The 20781-nt window shown below is 59.2% G+C and carries 17 protein-coding genes and 2 tRNA genes; 11 read left to right on the top strand and 8 right to left on the bottom strand.

Going from position 1 to position 20781, the window contains the following annotated elements; all coding sequences use genetic code 11:
* Positions 1-26: 26 nt before the first annotated feature.
* Positions 27-101, bottom strand: a tRNA-His gene (locus tag P4G45_RS15345).
* A gap of 38 nt (positions 102-139) precedes the next feature.
* Here P4G45_RS15345 and P4G45_RS15340 point away from each other — a divergent pair.
* The 4 genes from P4G45_RS15340 to P4G45_RS15325 all read left to right on the top strand — a co-directional run bounded on the left by P4G45_RS15340 (position 140) and on the right by P4G45_RS15325 (position 5669).
* Entirely contained in the window at positions 140-688 is a 549-nt protein-coding gene (locus P4G45_RS15340; RefSeq protein WP_348267351.1) for a DUF4112 domain-containing protein, read from the top strand.
* Positions 689-729: 41 nt separating this feature from the next.
* A tRNA-Pro gene (locus P4G45_RS15335) sits at positions 730-806 on the top strand.
* Positions 807-1340: 534 nt separating this feature from the next.
* Complete coding sequence (locus P4G45_RS15330; RefSeq protein ID WP_348267350.1) at positions 1341-3695, top strand: AI-2E family transporter; 2355 nt, start codon at positions 1341-1343, stop codon at positions 3693-3695.
* Positions 3696-3956: 261 nt separating this feature from the next.
* Positions 3957-5669, top strand: coding sequence for a hypothetical protein (locus P4G45_RS15325; protein WP_348267349.1), 1713 nt, complete (start codon positions 3957-3959; stop codon positions 5667-5669).
* A 40-nt stretch (positions 5670-5709) separates the two neighbouring features.
* Here P4G45_RS15325 and P4G45_RS15320 read toward each other — a convergent pair whose 3' ends face one another.
* Positions 5710-6117 (bottom strand): YidB family protein, encoded by a 408-nt coding sequence (locus P4G45_RS15320; protein ID WP_348267348.1) that lies wholly within the window; start codon positions 6115-6117, stop codon positions 5710-5712.
* Positions 6118-6258: 141 nt separating this feature from the next.
* Here P4G45_RS15320 and P4G45_RS15315 point away from each other — a divergent pair, with 141 nt between their 5' ends.
* Both P4G45_RS15315 and msrB read left to right on the top strand, forming a co-directional pair.
* Positions 6259-6669, top strand: coding sequence for a RidA family protein (locus P4G45_RS15315; protein WP_348267347.1), 411 nt, complete (start codon positions 6259-6261; stop codon positions 6667-6669).
* 38 nt (positions 6670-6707) lie between these two features.
* Entirely contained in the window at positions 6708-7118 is a 411-nt protein-coding gene (gene msrB, locus P4G45_RS15310) for a peptide-methionine (R)-S-oxide reductase MsrB (RefSeq protein ID WP_348267346.1), read from the top strand.
* Between the two features lie 115 nt (positions 7119-7233).
* Here the strand turns inward: msrB and rpmB are convergent, their stop codons facing one another.
* From rpmB to P4G45_RS15290, 4 genes are all read right to left on the bottom strand, one after another.
* Entirely contained in the window at positions 7234-7422 is a 189-nt protein-coding gene (gene rpmB / locus P4G45_RS15305; RefSeq protein ID WP_348267345.1) for a 50S ribosomal protein L28, read from the bottom strand.
* A 215-nt stretch (positions 7423-7637) separates the two neighbouring features.
* A complete protein-coding gene (gene ppc / locus P4G45_RS15300) occupies positions 7638-10508 on the bottom strand; it encodes a phosphoenolpyruvate carboxylase (RefSeq protein ID WP_348267344.1) in 2871 nt (956 codons plus the stop codon).
* A gap of 159 nt (positions 10509-10667) precedes the next feature.
* Entirely contained in the window at positions 10668-10913 is a 246-nt protein-coding gene (locus P4G45_RS15295) for a hypothetical protein (protein WP_348267343.1), read from the bottom strand.
* Between the two features lie 177 nt (positions 10914-11090).
* Positions 11091-11255, bottom strand: coding sequence for a Trm112 family protein (locus tag P4G45_RS15290; protein WP_348267342.1), 165 nt, complete (start codon positions 11253-11255; stop codon positions 11091-11093).
* A gap of 56 nt (positions 11256-11311) precedes the next feature.
* Between P4G45_RS15290 and P4G45_RS15285 the strand changes: the two genes are divergently transcribed.
* The 3 genes from P4G45_RS15285 to P4G45_RS15275 all read left to right on the top strand — a co-directional run bounded on the left by P4G45_RS15285 (position 11312) and on the right by P4G45_RS15275 (position 14264).
* On the top strand, positions 11312-12259 hold the full coding sequence (locus P4G45_RS15285) for a bifunctional 5,10-methylenetetrahydrofolate dehydrogenase/5,10-methenyltetrahydrofolate cyclohydrolase (protein ID WP_348267341.1): 948 nt from the start codon (positions 11312-11314) through the stop codon (positions 12257-12259).
* A gap of 4 nt (positions 12260-12263) precedes the next feature.
* On the top strand, positions 12264-12917 hold the full coding sequence (gene coaE, locus P4G45_RS15280) for a dephospho-CoA kinase (protein WP_348267340.1): 654 nt from the start codon (positions 12264-12266) through the stop codon (positions 12915-12917).
* Between the two features lie 129 nt (positions 12918-13046).
* Positions 13047-14264, top strand: a complete 1218-nt coding sequence (locus tag P4G45_RS15275) for a trypsin-like peptidase domain-containing protein (protein ID WP_348269268.1) — start codon at positions 13047-13049, stop codon at positions 14262-14264.
* Between the two features lie 8 nt (positions 14265-14272).
* Here the strand turns inward: P4G45_RS15275 and purN are convergent, their stop codons facing one another.
* Both purN and purM read right to left on the bottom strand, forming a co-directional pair.
* Positions 14273-14881 carry a phosphoribosylglycinamide formyltransferase gene (purN, locus tag P4G45_RS15270; RefSeq protein WP_348267339.1) on the bottom strand — a complete coding sequence of 203 codons (609 nt, stop codon included), beginning with the start codon at positions 14879-14881 and terminating at the stop codon, positions 14273-14275.
* 105 nt (positions 14882-14986) lie between these two features.
* A complete protein-coding gene (gene purM, locus P4G45_RS15265; RefSeq protein WP_348267338.1) occupies positions 14987-16090 on the bottom strand; it encodes a phosphoribosylformylglycinamidine cyclo-ligase in 1104 nt (367 codons plus the stop codon).
* Positions 16091-16329: 239 nt separating this feature from the next.
* On the opposite strand from purM, the gene hemL reads away from it, so the two are divergent.
* Positions 16330-17622, top strand: coding sequence for a glutamate-1-semialdehyde 2,1-aminomutase (gene hemL / locus P4G45_RS15260; protein WP_348267337.1), 1293 nt, complete (start codon positions 16330-16332; stop codon positions 17620-17622).
* Positions 17623-17872: 250 nt separating this feature from the next.
* A complete protein-coding gene (gyrA, locus tag P4G45_RS15255) occupies positions 17873-20719 on the top strand; it encodes a DNA gyrase subunit A (RefSeq protein ID WP_348267336.1) in 2847 nt (948 codons plus the stop codon).
* Positions 20720-20781 lie beyond the last annotated feature (62 nt).

The following is a 20781-nucleotide window of genomic DNA, read 5'->3' as shown; positions in this document are numbered from 1 at the left end:
GTTACGTTTTCAGGAAGAGAAGATTTTGGGGCGGCTAGTGGGTTTCGAACCCACGACATCCGCTGCCACAGAGCGGCGTTCTGCCACTGAACTATAGCCGCCGTATACTCAGAATTATAGCACCGGACGGGAAAGCGCGATGGAATTTACTGTAAAGCCCGAGGTTCTGCCCCCACGCCGGAAGCGCGGTGGAAAGCTGGGCGGAAAACTCTTCGATGACGAGAACCTTGATCTGCTGTCGCATATTCTCGACGACTTTCTGAAGATTCCCGGAACCTCGATTCGCTTTGGCCTCGATGGAATCGTCGGCGTGATCCCGGGAATCGGCGATCTCATTGGCGGCATCGCTTCATGCATCATCATCGTCGCGGCCTGGATGCGCGGCGTGCCGTACGTGACGGTGGCGCGCATGGTGGCCAATGTCGGCATCGAGGTAGTGGTGGGATCAATCCCCATTGTTGGAGATATGTTTGACATCGCGTGGCGAGCGAACCGTCGCAATTACGCGCTGCTGGCGGGCAGCCTGGCGGAGCCGCGAAAACATACGATCCAAAGTTGGATATTTCTGATCGGGCTCTGCGTCCTGCTTTCCGGCCTGGTACTGTTGCCGATGTTGCTGTTCGCGTGGCTGACCGGCCATGTACTGAGATCGATTGGCACAGACATGCATGGACTGTTTGCAAGGTAGTGCGGGCCGCGGCGGAGCGGATGCGCTAAACTAAAACGAGTCGGGGCGTAGCGCAGTCTGGTAGCGCATCTGGTTTGGGACCAGAGGGTCGGGGGTTCGAATCCCTCCGCCCCGACCATCCTTTTCAATCACTTACAGGCTTGTTCACTAACCTGTTTACTGATCCCGGCGGTCAGCCTTGCCCAAACGGTATCTACCTTTGAGGCCGGCATGGAAGTCCGACTCCATCTCCACATCAAAATGAGCAATGGTAAGCGCAGTTTTGCGCCCGTTGCTACGGAAAAAATAGCTCTTACCGGGCGCATCGAGCCGTGAGTGCAGTCGTTCCCCACGAGTTGCTCCCGCTCGATCTCTACGAATCGCTGCGATCGCTTGATACCCTCACCGGCGCTACGACCCCCCGAAAACATTCCCCACCTGATATTCAGCACCTTTTGCATCGGCAAGTAAAGTGGAGGCCAATGATTTCCGATAAGAGCGGCGGTTAGCTGGTTCGACAGATTTCGGCATCGTACTGAGATGCATCGCTCGGACCTTCTTAGCAGGGGTGCCCTGCGGTGCTTCCGGGGCGTATTATTTCTCGCTGCGATGGACAAATCAAAAGATAGGATTGACGGTGGGTGCCAGAGTGTTGAATGAAGCCCGCGACAACTTGAGCGAAAGAAACAGTGGGCTGGTGACAGGAATTCTCGTTATCGCGGTACTGTACTTTGCGCGTGAGGTATTTGTTCCTCTGGCGCTGGCGGGACTGCTGGCATTTTTGATGGCACCGGCGGCGGTACGGCTAGAGCGATGGGGAGTAAAAAGAGCGCCAGCCGCTCTGCTGGTAATTTTTCTGTCCCTTACAGGAGCGGGCGTTCTGGGCTGGGTGATGCTGGGACAGATCTATAACCTTGCGGTGGAACTGCCGCAGTATCAGCAGAATCTTACGGGAAAGATCGAGACACTGCATCTCAACTCGGCGGGAAGGCTGACCAGCACGGTGGCGATGCTGGCGAGTGTGGGCAAGCAAATCCAAGGCGGGACGGAGGCGCCCCCGATCGTATCGGTGACACCGCGCAGGCGGGCTTCCAGTCACTCCGTCCCTAGCCCCGTGACAAACAAGACTGCGCAGCCGGTGGTAGTGCGGGTTGAGGAGCCTGAGCAGTCGATGCTGGCGGTAGCAGGACGGACGATGATCCCGCTCGTGCATCCACTGACGACGACATTCATCGTGGTGATCTTTCTCGTGTTTATGCTGCTGGGCCGAGAGGGTCTGCGCGACCGTGGCCTCAGGCTTGCGGGGAGCGGGCGAATGCATCTGACGACGACAGCGATCGAAGATGCCAGTCGTCGCGTGAGCCGCTATCTGCAGATGCAACTGGTGGTGAACCTTTGTTACGGAGTGGTCGTCGGCCTGCTGCTGTGGTGGATTGGAATTCCCAATCCGCTGTTGTGGGGGGTACTGACGTGTCTGCTGCGCTTTGTGCCGTATATCGGAATTCTGATGGCGGCGGCGGGACCGCTGATGCTCTCGATTGCGGTTTCGCCGCACTGGAACCAGTTGATCTGGATCACGGTGATGTATCTCGTGCTTGAGCTGATAACGGGTAACTTCGTCGAGCCGATGCTCTATGGTGCTTCGACGGGAATCTCTGCCATCGCGATTCTGATTGCGGCGATTTTCTGGACCCTGCTGTGGGGATTGCCGGGGCTGCTGCTGTCGACTCCACTGACGGTGTGCCTGGTCGTGATCGGACGGCAGGTGCCGCATCTTTACTATCTGGATGTGCTGTTTGGGGAGGAGGCGGCACTGCCTCCTCCAGAGCGGTTCTATCAGCGGATGCTTTCCTCGCATGTTATCGAGGCGAGGATGTTGCTTGAAGAAATGTTGAAGACGAAGTCGAGGGAGGAGGTCTACGATTGCGTCCTGGTGCCGGCACTTTCGATGATCGAAGAAGCACGGCACGCCGAGAACATGACAGGAGCGCGCGCGGAGCAGGTGTTACAGGCGGTCGAGGAACTGGCCGAAGATGTAACCAGCAGAGCGGCGACGGTCGCAGAGGTGAAGCCAGCCAAGCGTGTGGCATGTGTGCCTGCAAGAGACTTTGCCGATGAAGTGGCCTGCCAACTGGCCCTGCAAGTCCTTGCGGAGACAGCTTCGACGCGGGTGATCTCCGCGGATACTTCCACACAGGACCTGCTGCAATCGCTCGAGAATGGAAAGGCCGACGTAATTTGCGTGGTTGGCGTTCCGCCAAGTGCGATACGGCATATACGATTGCGATGTCACCAGATTCGCGCACGCTTTCCCGATGCTGTCGTGGTGGCATGTGTGCTGAGGAAGGAAGGCGACCTCTCGAACCTGCGGAGCCGGATACCTATGGACGATGCGCAGCACGTGGTGTGCTCGCTGCTGTTGATGAAGGAATACCTAACGTCGCTGCTGCATCCCGAAGCGCTTCTCGCGGAAGAGCCTGCTGCGCCTGAGAGGGACACAAAGTCGAGCGATGCGATCAGCGAGACGGTGCAGGAGATACAACAGACAGATGTTTTGGATGGCCCCGAGGAGGATGTCTTCAACCGGCTTGCCACCAATCTGGCGAGGTCGTTTGACGCGCCTATTGCATTGATTACTGTGGCGAATGGGCAAAGGCGCTTCTGGGAGGCCCAGTGTGGCTTCCCGGAGGACACGCTGACAATGACCGAGCGCGAACAGGACCTTTCGATCTGCAGCAGAATCGTGTTTTCCGATGCGAGCCTTGTGATCGCAGACACGGCGGAGGAGGAACAGTTTGCGAATGACCCCTTTCTGAAGGCGAAGGGGATAAGGTTTTATGCAGGAGCTCCGCTGAAGGCACACGATGGAGAGATTATCGGATCGCTGTGCGTGCTGGATACGCGACCGCGACAGATATCAGAACAGCAGAAAGACATGCTGACTTCGATAGCAAATTCAGTAATGATGGCTATTGATCTGCATAGCACGGCGCCACCCGATGAGCCCCCGCCGCAACCGGAACAGTGAAAGTGTGCTCAATCGCGGTGGTCAATTCGACCTCCATGGCTTCTTTGTGGCGCGTAACCCCGGTCGAACAAAATAGCACCCCGCTCCGCAGCAGCAGCGCGTGCGACCCCTTCGGTACCGCCAGCCCGAGGTCCAGCCGCCGCAGGGACTCGCTCAGCCCGCGCAACTCAACCCTTCGTCTTCTCCCCAGCTTCCCATTCATAATAGGAACCTGCGTTGTGGACTCCTTAGTCTTCAGCGAGCGAAAAAATGGGATGGTACATGACGAAGATATCCGCAAAGCATAAGCAGAAAACTCTGACGCGACGAGAAATAATGATCGGCGCCTTGAAGACGGTGGTTGTTTCGAGCGTACTGCCTTCCCTGTCGGCAGAGGCGTTCACACCAGGCGCCTCCAGGCGGGCCATCAACATCATGAATTTCATCCGCGCGGAGGAGCCGCGCGAAAGCATGGACCTCTTCCAGCCAGTGCGCGAGCAGATGGCGCTGATCAAGAAGCATAAATTTCCAGCCACTTGGCTGCTGCAGTACGATGCGCTGGTCGAGGGGCCGTTTGTTGAGTTCCTTAAGACTGAAATGCCTCCGGATCACGAGACCGGTATCTGGTTCGAGATGAATCGGAAGATCTGTAACGATGCCGGAATTGCCTGGCGCGGCAATCCGAAGTGGGAGTGGGATTACCACGTGCCGGTCGCCTATGCGATCGGCTACACGCCCGATGAGCGACGCAAACTCGCCGATACTGCCATGGCGACCTTCAGACGCATCTTTGGGCACGATGCCAAAACCGTAGCTTCGTGGAACCTGGATGCGGTCACCATCGGGCACCTCTCCGACCACTATGGCATCGACGCCTTCGGCAATTGCCGCGATCAGTTGGCTACAGATGGTTTCACTATCTGGGGCGCGCCTATCGCCGCTTACTATCCAAATCGCGAGAACGCGTGGAGTCCTGCGGTAGAGGAGAAGAATCAGATATCGACTCCAATGTTTCGTCTGTTGGGGCAGGACCCGGTCTACTACTACGACAATCAGGTTCCCTATCCAGACACGATGGAGCCCGTCTGGCCGTCGGGTCAATCGGAGACGTTCGTCGACAGCTTCCTCAATATGATCGCTCACGCTCCAACCCAATCTCTTGCCTACGGCCAACTCGGGCAGGAAAACAGTTTCGGTTGGCCGACGATGCGCAAAGCTTACCCGATGCAGATGGATAAGCTTGCACAGGCGCTTAGCGAGGGAGGTCTGGTCGTCGAAACGATGGGCGAGACTGGGCGGCGCTTTAAGCGATCCTTCAAATCGACACCAACGCAGGCGCAGGTGATGCTGAAGGATCCATTTGGCAAGGCTCATGCGCCACAGCGGACCGTCTGGTATCAAAGCAAGTACTTCCGTGCGAATCTGCATTTTCGTGACAACCAGTTTTATCTGCGCGATCTTCATGTTTACAACGATCGGTTTCCGCAGCCTTATCTGACGGAGCCTGTGCGCCAGCATGGCATTGAGCAGCGCTTGCTTGCCGTGCTCGATGGATATCACTGGAGCGACGACGAAGTGCGCGCAGGCCGCAGTGGTGTCCGCGCCATGGGCCGGTTTGTTTTGATTGGAGAAGATGGCGGGAGCACGCCGCTCGCCATGGCTGGTCTACCCACCGTCAGTGAGACGGGTTCGATGCTACAGACCACTGTGCCTCTATCGGGCGGCGGGAAGCTCATATGCGCGTTTCACGAGCGAGAGATCGCGTTCAGCCTGATGGGAGCACCGTCGCATGTACGACTCGGCCTGATGTTTGAATGGGTGGCCGAGCGCAGTGCGTTGACAGAAGTGTTTGCTGATCGGCTGAACTATCGCTTCCGCAACTTCGACTACAGCGTACTTGTAGTCAACGGGGTCGCTTCGAAAACCGCAGATGGCACTCACATCATTGCTGGGAAACGGGGCGCACTCCGAATGCTGATGACGCAGATATCCTGAAAACCTCTGTGTTTATGAGGTCGCGATGCCGTTCGACTGCCTATGCGAAGCGGCCCAGGAATTGTGTTGCCAATCCACCCAGTGAGCTTTGCGGCGCTGCCTGACCACCGGGCGCGAAGTGCTGAATGATCATCGGAAGAACAGTCGTCAGTGCAGCCTGCACCACTTGCGGCGAGACTCCGGCGTGCTCGGCCGTCTTCTCGATGAGACCGGTTCCGGCAAGTCCTTGTTGTACCTGATCGGGGGTTGCGGTCGCATTCTGGCCATTACTCCAAGCTTCAACATGCTGCGCCATTCCATTCTGGCTGAAGCTGTTCAATATGCCCTGAATACCTTCGGGATGCTGTGTCAACGCCTGGATGAAGCCGCCGGCCACCTTGGCCTGGTCGCTTTGAGAGTTCTGTCCAACCTGTCCAGCCAGAGACTGGATCGAGTCCAAAATACCCATAACGCACCTCAATGCGAAATCAGATGGATCTTGTTGCCAAGCCTTCTGTGTGCGATTGGTTTTATCAGCTATTCACGTCGCTTGTCGCGCTAGTTGGATTGAATTTGCGTCGGATCAATATGGCGATAGACTTGAGGCACGATGAGCGACCAAATCAAGACTGTAATTTCAACCAAGGATGCACCCGCCGCTATTGGCCCATACTCGCAGGCAGTGCGGGTTGGTGACATGTTGTTTGCCTCCGGCCAGGTGGGCCTCGATCCCGCCACCGGTCAGATCGTCGACGGCGGAATCGTTGAGCAGACCAGGCAGGTTTTTGAGAACATCAAAGCCGTTTTGGGCGCGGCGGGAGTCGATCTGTCCCAGGTCGTCAAAACGACGGTCTTCCTGAAAAACATGAGCGACTTCGCCGCGATGAACGAGATCTACGCACAATATCTTGCTCCGTCCGGCGTAGTGCCTCCGGCGCGGTCTACGGTTGCCGTCGCAGGCCTCCCCAAAGACGCTCTGGTGGAGGTCGAAGTGATCGTAAAGGGAACGGTTGGAGCTTAAACCGTCGGCGAGCGTCTCATAAAGAGAGGACTAATTTCATGGCTGAGACAGAGAAGATCGAGAAAATTCATAAGACCGAAGCGGAGTGGCGCGAACTGCTGACGCCCGAGCAGTTTCATGTAACACGTGAGAAGGGTACCGAAGCCCCATTTACCGGAGCTCTGCTGAATAATCATGAAGAGGGGGTCTATCACTGCGCCGCCTGCAATGCGCCTCTGTTCACCTCGGACAAAAAGTTCGAGTCGGGCAGCGGCTGGCCCAGCTTCTGGTTGCCGGTATCTGCCGAGGCGATTGAAGCGCACGAGGACAACACGCTGGGGATGAAGCGGGTGGAAGTGACCTGCGCCCGCTGCGGAGCCCACCTTGGCCATCTATTCCCGGACGGCCCCCGGCCAACCGGCATGCGCTATTGCATCAACAGTGCCTCGCTGGGCTTTTCAAAACAGTAGAGCGGATCTACGAAGCAGTAGAAAAACAGGAAAAGCCCCAGCCGCCTATTGCACGGCTGGGGCGTTCTATTTCTAAATGCTTTTTAAACCTTAACTCTTGAAAACTCTGTCGGGCTTAGCCTTTGACGACTTTGCCGGTCTTGATGCAGCTGGTGCACACGCGCATACGCTTGCTGCCGCCGACGGTCTTAGCCTTGACGGGCTGCAGGTTTACGTTCCAACGACGCCGCGTGGTGTTGTGGGCGTGCGAGATGTTATTACCGAACTGCGGGCCTTTGCCGCAAAGATCACATTTTTGTGCCATGACTGATGCTCCCAATCTTGATTCGCAGAGACTTCTGGATTTCAACAGTTCGAGTCTGACGAACTGAGCGGCTCACAGAGGTGGTAGGCACGAGCGGAACCGAATCCGCTTACTCTCTACCGTGTCAGAATGCGTTAGAGAAAATTCTAACACTTACAGGCCCCTCGCCGCCATCTCTGGCTTGCAGCGAAGGGAAGGCAGCCGAACCAGCCCGATCAACCCGTATTGCGCAATCCCGCGCTGATGCCATTGATTGTGGCCGAAATAGCACGGTTCAGCTCCGGTGAATCCGGCTTGCCTTCCGCAATCGCGGCGCGCTTGCGCCGGATCAGCTCCACCTGAATCAGCGACATGGGGTCGACATACGGATTGCGCAGCCGAATCGAACGCTCCAGCACAGGATTGTTCTCCAACAGCGCCTTCTGCTGGGTAATCTCGAGGAGCATGCGGTGAGTAAGATTGAACTCCGCCTCCAGCGTGGCAAAGACACGGTCGCGCAGGGCTTCGTCTTCCACCAATGAGGCATAGAGCCGCGCGATGCCGAAGTCGGCCTTGGCGAGCGCCATCTCCACATTGCGAATGATGTCGAGGAACAGCGGGAAGTCCCGCGCCATGGTCTGAAGCAGCGCAAGCCCTCCGGGATTCTCCTTCACGAAACGGTCAAGCGCATGACCCACGCCAAAGAAGGCAGGCACAAGCTGCCGCGACTGCATCCAGCCAAAGACCCACGGAATGGCTCGTAGGTCGGCCATGGACTTCTTGCCGCCACGCTTGGCTGGACGGGAGCCAAGCCGGGCATGCTCAAGCTCAGCCACCGGCGTGGCCTGCTCGAAATATGTGAAGGTTTCCGGATTGTCCACGATATGCTCGCGGTAGAACTCATACGACGTGGCCGAGAGCTGGTCAAACGCGGCCTCCCACTCCGGCAGAATCTCGCCCGTAAGGTGCGGAGGCATCGTGCCCTGTTGCAGGATGGCATCGGGCCGGGCAAGCGCATCCAGGCTGGCCGCAATCATCAACTCAAGATTGCGCTCGGCAAGCACAACGTCGGAGTACTTCCAGTTGAGCACCTCGCCCTGCTCGGTAAGTCGAAGCTCCCCGGTAAAGCTGTCGATAGGCTGGGCGAAGATGGCGCGATGCGTAGGTCCGCCGCCGCGTCCCACTGTCCCTCCACGGCCATGGAAAAGTTGCAGAGTAACCCCGCACTCACGGGCCACTTCATGCAGCGCACGGTGGGCTTTATAGATCTCCCATGTGCTGGTAATCATGCCGCCGTCTTTGTTTGAGTCGGAGTAGCCGAGCATGACCTCCTGACGGTGCTTCCAGCTTTTGAGCAGCGGCCGATAGACCTCGCTGGTCCAAAGCTGGCGGCAGACAGCAGGAGCATTCTGCAGATCTTCGATGGACTCAAACAGCGGAACCGGCTGCAACCCAGGATCGTGCGTCGCCTCGTCGGCCTCCACCTTGACGCCCCCCAGACGCGCCAGCCACAGCACGTGCAACACATCTTCTGAGCTCGTAGCTCCGCTGATAACGTATTGCCGGATGGACTCAGGCGCATAGGTCTGCTTCAGCTCGGCAATGGTGCGGAAGGTGTCCAGAACTTCCTGTGTCTGGGGCGAAAGCGCCGGAGGAAGATGAAGTTCCGACGTCAGCGAAGTCGCGCCCGACGGCGCTTGCCATGCGGAGATCTCGGTCACGGCAGCGGCATGCACCCGCGCGTGCTGCCGAATATCGAGCGTCTGCAAATGCAGTCCGTAAGTACGGACCTCCAGCAGCAACGGGTCGATGAGCATCTGCGCCAGACGGTGGCCGTGATTCTCGGCGAGGCTGGCGCGGAGAATGGTGAGGTCGGAGAGCAGATCAGCGGCGCGGGTGTAGGGCGTAAGCGCCGGATCGGCAGGCAGCGGCAGGCCCGACTGCGGCGTTGCTCCAAGCCGCATCATGATGCACGCGATCAGCAGCCGCAGATGTTCGTAGTGGAAGCGCTGTTCCACCGCTGTCTGTCCGGCAGCACGAAGCTTGCCGAGATAGTGGTCGAGCAGGGCAGTGACCTCGGCGGAGACAGGCACCTGCTGGATAGAGCTGCCAAGCTGTTCAAAGACGTTCTGCAGGCGCCGGCGATAGTGGTTCAGCAGCAAGGTGTGCGCCATGGCGAGCGCTTCCCGCGTAACCTCGGGAACGACGAAGGGATTGCCATCGCGGTCGCCCCCAATCCACGAGCCAAAGCTGACCAGCTGCGGCAGCTCGGAGATTGCAACTGGCTGCGAATCCGCATTCGGTTGAGGGTATTCGGCGGCCAGAGCAGCCGCTACCTCCGAGTAGAGGACGGGGAGCGTATCGAACAGGCTGGTCTCGTAATAATCGAGTGCCATGCGGATCTCATCGCGCACCGTAGGCCGCGCGCTGCGAACGTCGTCGGTCTGCCACAGAGCGGTAATCTCGGCGGTAAGGTCCCGCTCCAGAGACTCCAGGTGGGGAGTGGGTACAGGAATGCGGTCAAGCTGTTCAAGCAGGTCAGAGATGCGCCTCCGCTTGAACATGACCGAGCGCCGCGCGACTTCAGTAGGATGCGCGGTGAAGACAGGCGTAATGCAGATGCGCTTCAGCAACTCGTGGGCCTGAGCCGCATCGACACCGGCCTCGCGCAGGCGGCGCAGCGTCCCGCGAAGATCGCCGCGCTGAGGTGCGGCGTTCTGGTCAAGCTGGATGGCCAGCCGGCGACGCTTGCGGTGATTGGTTTCGGCGAGATTGATCAACTCGAAATAAAACCCAAAGGCGCGGGCAAGCTGATAGGCAGCCGAGAGTTCCAGCGCGCCGACCCGGCAAAGCGCCTGTTGCAGATGCGAGGCAGCGGCTTCGGTTTCCTCCTTCGCATCGGCTTCTCGACGGGCGATGGCGGTGCGGCGAAGGGCTTCGACGGCGTCGTACAGTGGGTCGCCAGCCTGCTCGCGCAGAACGCTTCCAAGCAGGATGCCAAGCGAGCGAACATCGCGGCGGAGAGGTGCTTCTTTCAGATCCCCAGTCGGTGCCTGGAGTTCGGCAAGACGTTGAGGCCAGTTGGGAGGAGTCCAAAGGGACGGCATACTTCAACCATAAATCAATCGCGCGCCCTTGCTGGGAAGACTGCTTGTCACAACGGGCCGCCGGGCATTTTTGCCTGGAAAAAGAGTCGAGTTGTCGTTATGGGAAGAAATAAAAAGCGCCCTCAATGGGCGCTTCTAGCCTTAGCAATCCTGACTTCGTTACATTACCAGCGCAAGTTTCTCAAGTTCTTCCTGCATCAATTGCAGCGAGGCAACCGATTCGATACGCGACGCTGCGATCCGCGCCGCATCTGTAGAAACGCCGTAACCGCGTCCCGCAAGGAAGTTACTGATGAGGTCGGCAGACTGCCAGGAATCGAGGCTGGATTTCCGTAACTCTTCGCGCAGGCCATTAAGGTCTGCTATGTGGAACTGTTCGATCTGGTTTTTCTGACTGCCTGTCATGATCCCTTTCCTCATCTCCGCGCGGCCATCCATTTGACGGTTCGCTATATATATGATGCGAAAAGTCGCCGAATGTTGCAGCCCAACCTTTATAAATAACTTTATTCATCAATGCGCGTCCGCCGCCGCTTTTATTTCTACGCAGCGGAGAAGGGCAAAGTTCCGCCAGTCCTAGGGTTAGAGAGCACGATCCGCAAGCAGCACAGGGATGCCGTCGATGAAAGGATAACGACGCCCACAGCCTGTGCACAGGACGCTGTCGGGCCCAGGTTCCAGCGGATGGTGGCAGACGGGACAGACGATCCAGCGGAGATCCTCGGGTGTCATTGGCCTTGTGCTCATCTTTCCATCTTAGCGATTTGCCTCAGATTTAGGAGCTATTCGCCTGCCACGGTACCATGAAGCAGATGACAAATACTCCACGAATTCTAGATGGCGTCGCGATCGCCGCCGAGATCAAGGCTGAGGTCGCAGGTGAAGTCAAAGAACTTGCAGTCCGCGGAATCACTCCCGGGCTGGCAGTAATTCTCGTAGGCGAGGTGCCAGCCTCCCAGATCTACGTTCGCAGCAAGGTCAAAACCTGCGGCGAATTGGGAATCTACAGCGAAATGCTGACACCTCCAGAGAGCATCACAACCGAGGAGATGCTGGCCCTGGTGGCCGATCTGAACGCCCGTGAGGACATCGACGGAATCCTCATCCAGTTGCCCTTGCCCAGGCACGTAGACACCAAGCGGCTGCTCGAAGCGGTCTCGCCCGATAAGGACGTCGATGGGTTTCACCCGGTAAATGTGGGCCGTCTACAAAGCGGCCAGCCCGGCCTTGCTCCCTGCACGCCCGCTGGAATCATCGAGATTTTGAAGCGCAGCAATCTGCCCATTGCAGGCCAGAATGCCGTAGTCGTGGGCCGTTCGGACATCGTAGGCAAACCAGCAGCCATGATGCTCCTCAACGCTTCGGCGACAGTGACGGTCTGCCACAGCAAGACGAAAGACCTGGCCAGGTTCACCCGCGAAGCTGACCTGCTGGTCGCAGCGATTGGCCGTCCGGGGTTTGTGACGGCGGATATGGTGAAGCCCGGAGCAACGTTGATCGACGTAGGCATCAACCGCGTGACAGACGCCGCCGAGGTCGAAGGCTTCTTTCCCGGCGATGCAGCGCGGGCAGCCACCTTCGCTAAACGCAGCTCAGTGGTTGTGGGCGACATCCACCCCGCAGCCTTTGCGGTCTCCGGCGCGTATACGCCCGTCCCGGGCGGTGTAGGAGCGCTGACGATCGCTATGCTGATGAAAAATACGGTGACTGCGGCGAAGTTGCGGCGCGGCCTCTCCACGGAAAAGGACTAGCGGTATGCTGCGCGTCGGCCTCACAGGCGGGTTGGGTAGCGGTAAGTCCACCGTGGCCGGGCTATTTGCTGCCCATGGCGCGCATGTGCTCCAGTCCGACGCCATCGGTCGCGAGCTGATGGAGCCGGGGCAGGACGTTCATGCCAGAATCGTTGCCCACTTTGGCAACGAGGTCGTGCTGCCGGACGGCCAGCTAGACCGTTCCGCGCTCGCCCGCATCGCCTTTGCTGAGGGCCGCGTTGAGGAGTTGAACGCGATCATCCATCCCGCGGTGATCGCGCGCCAGAAAGACCTCATCGAAGACATCGCCCTGCGTAATCCCGCAGCGGTGGTGATGGTTGAGTCCGCCTTGATCTTTGAGGCAGCGCACGGCGATGGCGCCCAATGGCAGCAGCGGTTCGACCGCATTATTCTGGTGACCGCGCCTGAAGAGATGAAGATTGCCCGCTTCGTCCGGCGATGTGCCGACGACAGGAAACTGACGGAAGCACAGCGAGAAGAGCTTGAGGCAGAAGCAGCCCGTCGGCTGGCGCGTCAGATGCCCGACGACCAGAAGATGCCTCTATGCGATTACGTTCTTACGAATGATGGCGCCGTGACCGAGCTCGAATGGCAGGTCGATCAACTATGGCCGATTTTGCGAATAGCGGCCAGATAAAAGAGACAGGACGATAAAAGATACAAAAATGTATCGCACCGTGCCAATTTGTACCGCGGCGGCCTGATCTCGCTACAATTACGGTAGACGTCCGATCTGCTCGGCTTAAAGGAATCAAGGGTCTCCATGATGAAACTGCGCCCCGTTCTTCTGGTCATTCTGTTGCTTTCCGGTTTCTACTATCTGACGACGCATCTTGCGCCGACCGGGACCTTCGCACCCTGGGTGCATCACGTCTTTACTCGGGCCGCCGCGCCTGATGTAAGCCCCGCCACGGTGAGAGGGCCTATGGGGACGCTCGAGCTGACCGAGGCCGCAGCCGCTCCTGCCTTCGACATCGAAGAGCAGCAGAACATTGCCGTCTACAAGAAGGCTCTCCCGTCGGTCGTCAACATTACTTCGACTGCGGTTGCCTACGACTTCTTTTATGGTCCGGTGCCGCAACAAGGTCAGGGCTCAGGCTTCATCCTCAACAAAGACGGCCTCATTCTTACCAACAACCACGTCATCAATAACGCTCAACGCGTCGAAGTAAAGCTCTCGAACAAACACACCTACAAGGCCAGAGTTCTTGCTGTGGACAAGGGCCATGATCTGGCGCTGCTGAAGATCGACAATGTGCCAAACCTTGTCCCGGTAACGCTCGCTTCCTCGCAGGGGCTTGTCGTAGGCCAGAGAGTCTATGCCATCGGCAATCCGTTCGGTTTGCAGGGCACCATGACTCGGGGAATCATCTCCGCCATCCGCTCTATTCGCGGCCCGGAGCAGAACCCCATCGAAGACGCCATCCAGACCGACGCTTCCGTCAATCCCGGAAACTCGGGCGGTCCGCTGCTGAACTCACGCGGCGAGGTCATCGGCATTACCACCATGATCGCCAGCAATGGCGCGGACCAGAGCTCCGGCGTAGGTTTTGCGATTCCCATCGATACGGCGAAGGCCGTTCTAAGCGACTTTGAAAAATATGGCTACGTGCGGCGGCCTTCGCTCGACATCGTTACCCTGCCGATCGGCCCCGATATTGCGCAGCAACTCGGCCTTCCGGCGGACTACGGTATCCTCATCGACCATGTATTGCCGGGCGGTGCGGCTGCTCGCGCCGGGCTCCGTGGTGGCAACCAGCGAGCCTATATGGGCAACATCCCGGTGATGGTCGGCGGTGATTTAATCGTCGCGCTCGATGGTCAGGACATCGCCAACGCGCAGGACCTTTCCGCCGCCATGAACTCTCATCACGCTGGCGATGTGGTCACGCTGACCATATTCCGCGGCCAGAAGCGCATGGATGTGAAGGTGACTTTGAGCGACGCGAAAGACCAGCAGAGCCAATCGGGAGAGCAAACCTAAGGCAGCGTCTACTTGTCGCGGCGAAGGTAGCGCCGCCCACTAATTACATATTGTCCGCTGAGCACGCGGCCAATCGCCTCAGGGTACGCGGCGTGTTCCTGCTGCAGCACACGCGCGGATAGGGTCTCGGCGGTGTCATCCTCTTTCACCTGGACAGCCTTTTGCAGAATGATGACGCCGTGATCGACCGCCTCGTCTACGAAGTGCACGGTACAACCGGCAACCTTCGCGCCATACTCCAGCGCCTGCCGCTGCGCATCCAGGCCGGGAAATGCGGGCAGCAGCGACGGGTGGACATTGAGAATCCGCTCAGGAAAGGCCCGCACAAAGTCTGGCGTGAGCACGCGCATATAGCCTGCCAGGCACACCAGATCGACGCGATGCTGATGCAGCCGGGCAATCATCTCGGCGTCGTGCTCGGCGCGTTTCCGTCCGGACGAAGGCACGCAGAAGGCCGGTATGTTCAGTTCCCGCGCCGCTTCCAGACCGCCCGCATCTTCGCGGTTCGAGAGCACGACGGCGATCTCAGCACCCAGCAGCTGCTGTTCGCGGATCGCCTTGGCAATCGCCAGAAAGTTCGACCCGCGTCCCGATAGCAAGATTCCAAGCCGCTTCACTCCATGCCCCTTTTAGTTTGGTTGCGCTGAGTAAAAACGCATTGCGCGGCAAACGCCACGCTTCTTCTTGTTGGACGCCGCCCATCATGCGGAAGCTACACTAGCCTAGTTGTAGCTGACCTTACGCTCGCCGCGAACGACGCGCCCGATGATGACATGGCGCTCGTTGGCGCGATTAAGAATGGCCTTCGCCTTCTTAATCTTTTCCGCCGGAACCACGGCAATCAAGCCAATACCCATGTTGAAGGTACGCAGCATTTCATCCTGCTCGACATTCCCCAGCGCTTGAAGGTGCTCGAAGAGAGGTGGCACTTGCCACGATGCGAGATCGACCAGCGCGCCCATCCCCTTGGGCAGAATGCGCGGCAGATTCTCTGTAATGCCACCACCGGTGATGTGGGCCATGCCGCTCACCACCTCGGCCCCGGTCAGTTTCTTGATGATGGCAAGATAGCTGCGATGCGTGCGCATCAAAGCCGCTCCAGCCTTGTCCTTCAACTCATTGACGTAGTGGTCGGGGCTGTACTTCGCCACTTCAAACAGCAGCTTGCGCGCCAGCGAGTATCCGTTTGTATGCAACCCATTCGACGGCAGGCCGACCAGCACATCCCCTACCTCAATCGTCTCGCCGCTAATGATCTTGTCCCGGTTCACCGCGCCGATGATGGTTCCGGCAAGGTCATACTCGCCGTCGGCATAAAAGCCCGGCATCTGCGCCGTCTCGCCGCCAATCAGTGCGCAGCCATTGGCGCGGCAGGCCTCGCTGATGCCCTGCACTACTGTCTCGATGATCGAATTGTCCAGCCTGCCGGTGGCAAGGTAATCCAGAAAAAACAGCGGTGTGGCACCCTGAACTGCAATGTCGTTGACGCAGTGATTCACGAGGTCCTGACCCACCGTATGGTGGATGCCCAGCTCAAAAGCCACCTTGAGCTTGGTGCCAACGCCGTCGGCAGAAGAGACCAGCACAGGATTGGGAAACTTTTCGAGGTCCAGCGCGAACAGGCCGCCAAAGCCGCCGATCTCGCTGAGCACCTGCCGGTTGAAGGTCTTGCGCGCCAGCATTTTGATGCGCTGCTTGCTGCGCTCGGCGCTGGTAATGTCGACGCCCGCATCGGCGTAGCTTATGCTATTTTTCGCCGTCGAAGTGCGTTTACCGGCTGCCTCCGCTACTTTGGCCGCTTTCTTTTGCGCAGGGGATTCAGACAATGTCTGCTCCGTCGGCCGTTGGCTTGGGGCGGTGGCATCCGCTAGGGTTGTGGCGTGCGTGGGGAAGGTCTCATCCGGCAAGGTCATGCTCCAAAGTTAATTATCGCTTGAATAAGAAGAATTTCAGTCTAGCAGGATGAGGATAATTGCTTGTAGAAACGCCTTTCTTCGCGGCGTCGAGGATTGCTCTTGTCTGGCAATAGATCGCAGCCGGCGCCAGCGCTTTTATACTGAACCAGATGCCTCAACTTCACACCCGCTCCCGCCAGCTGCAACAACGCGCCGAAAAACTCCTTCCCGGAGGCGTCGACTCCCCAGTCCGCGCCTTTCGCGCCGTCGGCGGCGAACCTCCATTCGTGACTCATGCTGAAGGCGCATACCTTTTCGACGCCGACGGCAACCGCTACCTCGACTTCTTCGGTTCGTGGGGCCCGATGATCCTCGGCCACGCCTTTCCGCCTGTGGTCGAAGCCATTCAGCAGGCGGCAGCGCGGGGAGCCAGCTTTGGCGCATCCACGGCGGCAGAGGCCGACCTGGCCGAACTGGTTACGCAGTGCTTTCCCTCGGTCGAAAAGCTGCGCTTCGTCAGCTCCGGCACCGAGGCCTGCATGTCCGCCATCCGGCTGGCGCGCGGCTTTACCGGGCGCAATTTCATCATCAAGTTCGAGGGCTGCTATCACGGTCACTCCGACGCCATGCTGGTCAAGGCTGGCTCCGGTGTTGCGACGCTGGGCATTCCCGGTTCGGCAGGCGTCCCGGCGGAGACGGCACAGCACACGCTGGCTCTCCCCTTCAACGATCTGGCAGCGGTCGAGGCGGCGTTCGCGGCCTACCCCGGCGCAATCGCCTGCATCATTGTGGAGCCAGTCGTAGGCAACGCTGGAACCATCCAGCCAGCAGCAGGCTATCTCGAAGGCCTGCGGGCGCTGACAAAGGAGCACGGCGCTCTCCTCATCCTCGACGAGGTGATGACTGGCTTCCGACTCTCGCTCGGCGGAGCGCAGCAGCTCTATGGCGTCACCCCCGACCTGACCACGCTGGGCAAGATCATCGGCGGAGGCCTGCCCTGCGGCGCCTTCGGCGGGCGGGCCGACGTGATGGACTTCCTCGCGCCGCTCGGCCCGGTCTATCAGGCAGGCACCCTCAGCGGAAACCCCCTCGCGATGGCCGCAGGGATCGCAACCCTGCGCGAACTGATCGCAAAAAAGGGAACCATCTATCCCGCGCTCGAAAAAACCACCGCCGCAATCGCCGACGGTGTCGCCCGGATTGCCCGGCAAGCAGGCGTTCCTCTCACGGTCAACCGGGTCGGATCGATGTTCACCTGGTTCTTTACCTCCAACCCGGTGACGGATTTCACCTCCGCCGCAACCTCTGACACCGAAGCCTTTGGCCGCTTCCACCGCTCCATGATGGAGTCCGGCATCTGGTTGCCACCGTCACAATTTGAAGCAGCCTTTGTGTCGATGGCGCATGGACAGGCAGAAGTCGATCTGGCTCTGGCAGCCGCTCAAAAGGCATTTGCCGGATAGTTCAAAAGGGGCGCATCCTCAATATTTCTTGCAAAGCTAATTGGGAACTGCGTTCAAGTGATTATCTCCTTTGTTTCGATATGCTTAGTTCGTTTGCGGCCTATCGAGGCTAGAGGGGCTCATTAGGCGATCCATTGTGTTTTGTCCTAAATCGTTCGGAAATGCCAAAACCCCGACTCTGCCTTCGATCCCGCGCTATACGGACACCTGTCGCCCACTCGCCAAACCCTCTATAATAGAGAGATAAACCATGGCAGATGATCAGAATCCCCAGCTCCCGCTAGGCCCCAACTCCGACTCCCCCAGCACTCCCCCCGATGGTCCTCCCCCCAGCACCGTCCAGGGACGCGGTGCCGCTTTCATGCTCTCGATCAATATCGAAGACGAGATGCGCCGCTCGTACCTCGACTACTCGATGTCGGTCATCATCGGCCGCGCCCTGCCCGACGTCCGTGACGGCCTCAAGCCCGTCCATCGCCGCGTCCTCTACGGCATGCAGGAGATGGGCCTCCAGTTCAACAAAAAGTACACCAAGTCGGCCAAGGTCGTCGGCCACGTCATGGGTAACTACCATCCCCACGGCGACGCCTCCATCTACGACACCATGGTCCGCATGGCCCAGCCCTTCGCCCTCCGCTACCCGCTGGTCGATGGCCAGGGCAACTTCGGCTCCGTCGACGGTGACCCGCCCGCCGCCATGCGTTACACCGAGTCGCGCATGACCCGCATCGCTGGCGAGATGCTCGCCGACATCGACTCCGACACCGTAGACTTCACCCCCAACTACGACGAGTCCACGCTCGAGCCGACCGTCCTGCCCGCACGCATCCCCAACCTCATCGTCAACGGGTCGGGTGGCATCGCCGTCGGCATGGCGACCAACATCCCGCCGCATAACCTCACCGAAGTCGTCAACGCCTGCATCACCCTGCTCAACGATCCCCACGCCGGCATCGACGCCGTGCTTGAGCACGTCAAAGGCCCTGACTTCCCAACCGGCGGCTATCTCTACGGCCGCACCGGCATCGCGCAGACCTACAAGACTGGCCGTGGCCGCTTCATCATGCGCGCCAAGTGCAGCATCGAGAACATCTCCGGCGGACGTCAGGCTATCATCGTCACCGAGATCCCCTACCAGGTCAACAAGTCCAAGCTCATCGAGCGCATCGCCGAACTGGTCAACGACGGCGTCATCACCGAGATCGCCCGCGACGAGTTCCGCGACGAGTCCGACCGCGACGGCATGCGCATCCACATCGGCCTCAAGCGCGGAGCCGAGTCGCAGATCGTACTCAATCAGCTCTACAAGCACACTCAAATGCAGGAGAGCTTCTCCATGATCTTCCTCGCCGTCCACAACGGCCAGCCGAAGGTCATGCCGCTCGACCAGGCCATCCGCGCCTTCCTCGACCACCGCGTCGAAGTCGTCCGCCGCCGGACTGCCTTCCTCCTCGGCAAGGCCCGCGACCGCGAGCACATCCTGCTCGGCTACCAGATCGCGCTCGACCACCTCGATAACGTCATCAAGATCATCCGCCAGTCCGGCAGCCGCCCCGAAGCTCGCGAGCGCCTCTTCCAATACTTCAGCGGCAAGTCGATCAACCTGCGCGGCACCGAGCTCGCCGGCGTCACCCTCGACCCCGCAAAGTACAACGTCGACATGACCTTCTCGACCACCGGCACGCTGATCCTCAGCTACCGACAGGTCGACGCCATCCTCGAGCTGCAACTCTATCGCCTCACCCAGCTCTCCATCGACGAACTCCTCAAAGAGCTTGGCGAGGTCCGCAGCAATATCGCCGAGTTCGAGTCCATCCTCGCCAGCGAAAAGAAGCTCCGCAAGGTCATCGTCAAGGAGCTCGAAGACATCCGCGACAAGTACGGCGATCCCCGCCGCACCCAGATCGTCGACGAGACCACCGAGCTTCAGCTCGAAGACCTCATCGCCGACGAGCAGGTCGCCGTCACCGTCTCCAACACCGGCTACCTCAAGCGCACGCCCATCTCTATCTATAGACAGCAGCGTCGCGGAGGCACCGGCCGCCTCGGCATGAAGACCCGCGAAGAGGACTTCGTCGCCCAGCTCATCATCGACTCGACGCACGCCTATCTCCTCTGCTTCACCAACACTGGCCGCGTCTACTGGCTCAAGGTGTACGAAGTCCCCGACATCGGCGCCGCAGGCAAGGGCAAGGCCATGGCCTCGCTCGTCGCACTCCAGCCCGGCGAAAAAGTCGTCACCATCCTCCCCGTCCGCAACCTCACGGAAGAGGGCAAGTACATCCTCTTCGCGACCAGAAATGGGACGGTGAAGAAGACCGCACTCAAGGACTTCTCCAACGTGATGGCCCGCGGCATCATCTCCATCAACATCGACAAGGACGACGAGCTCATCACCGCTCGCGTCACCGACGGCCAGCAGGTCATCTTCCTCGCCACCCACGACGGCATGGCCATCCGCTTCAACGAGACTGACCTCCGCCCCATGGGCCGCGCCGCCACCGGTAACCGCGGCATCTCCCTCAAAAAGGGCGACTACGTCATCGGAGCAGCGGTCACGCCTTCCAACGAAGCCCGTCACGCCGAGCGCCGCAAGCTCGCCGAGAAGAAGGGCCTCGCCGACGCTCTCGAAGCCGCCATCGACGACGCAGCCGCCACTCCGCTCGACCTCTCCGGCAACCCCGAAGACGTAGCCGAGGCAGCCAAATCCGCAAAGCTCGACAAGCTCGACAAGGAACTGGGCCTCACCCCCTGCCTCATCCTCTCGGTCACCGAGAACGGCTACGGCAAGCGCACCGACGTCGACCAGTACCGCCTCCAGACCCGCGGCGGCAAGGGCGTCATCAACGTCAAGACATCGACGAAGAACGGCAAGGTCACGGAGATCAACCTCGTCGACGAGACCAGCGAGCTCATGGTCATCAGCCAGTTCGGCAAGATCATCCGCATCGACACCAAGAGCATCCGAGCCGCAGGCCGCAGCACGATGGGCGTCAAGCTACTCGACCTCGAAGACCAGGACAAAGTAGCCGCCGCCGTAGTCATCCCTCCGGAAGAAGCCAAAATCCTGCCGGAAGAGGGAACGCTGCTGCAGTAGTATGGTTCAACTGAACAACTGTTTCTAAATTTAATGCTTAGGCCGCTTTTTCTGCGGTTGGT

Origin of the sequence: Edaphobacter paludis, assembly GCF_039993895.1 — a bacterium.
Lineage (GTDB): Bacteria > Acidobacteriota > Terriglobia > Terriglobales > Acidobacteriaceae > Edaphobacter > Edaphobacter paludis.
This window is presented reverse-complemented; position numbering and strand designations above follow the sequence as displayed.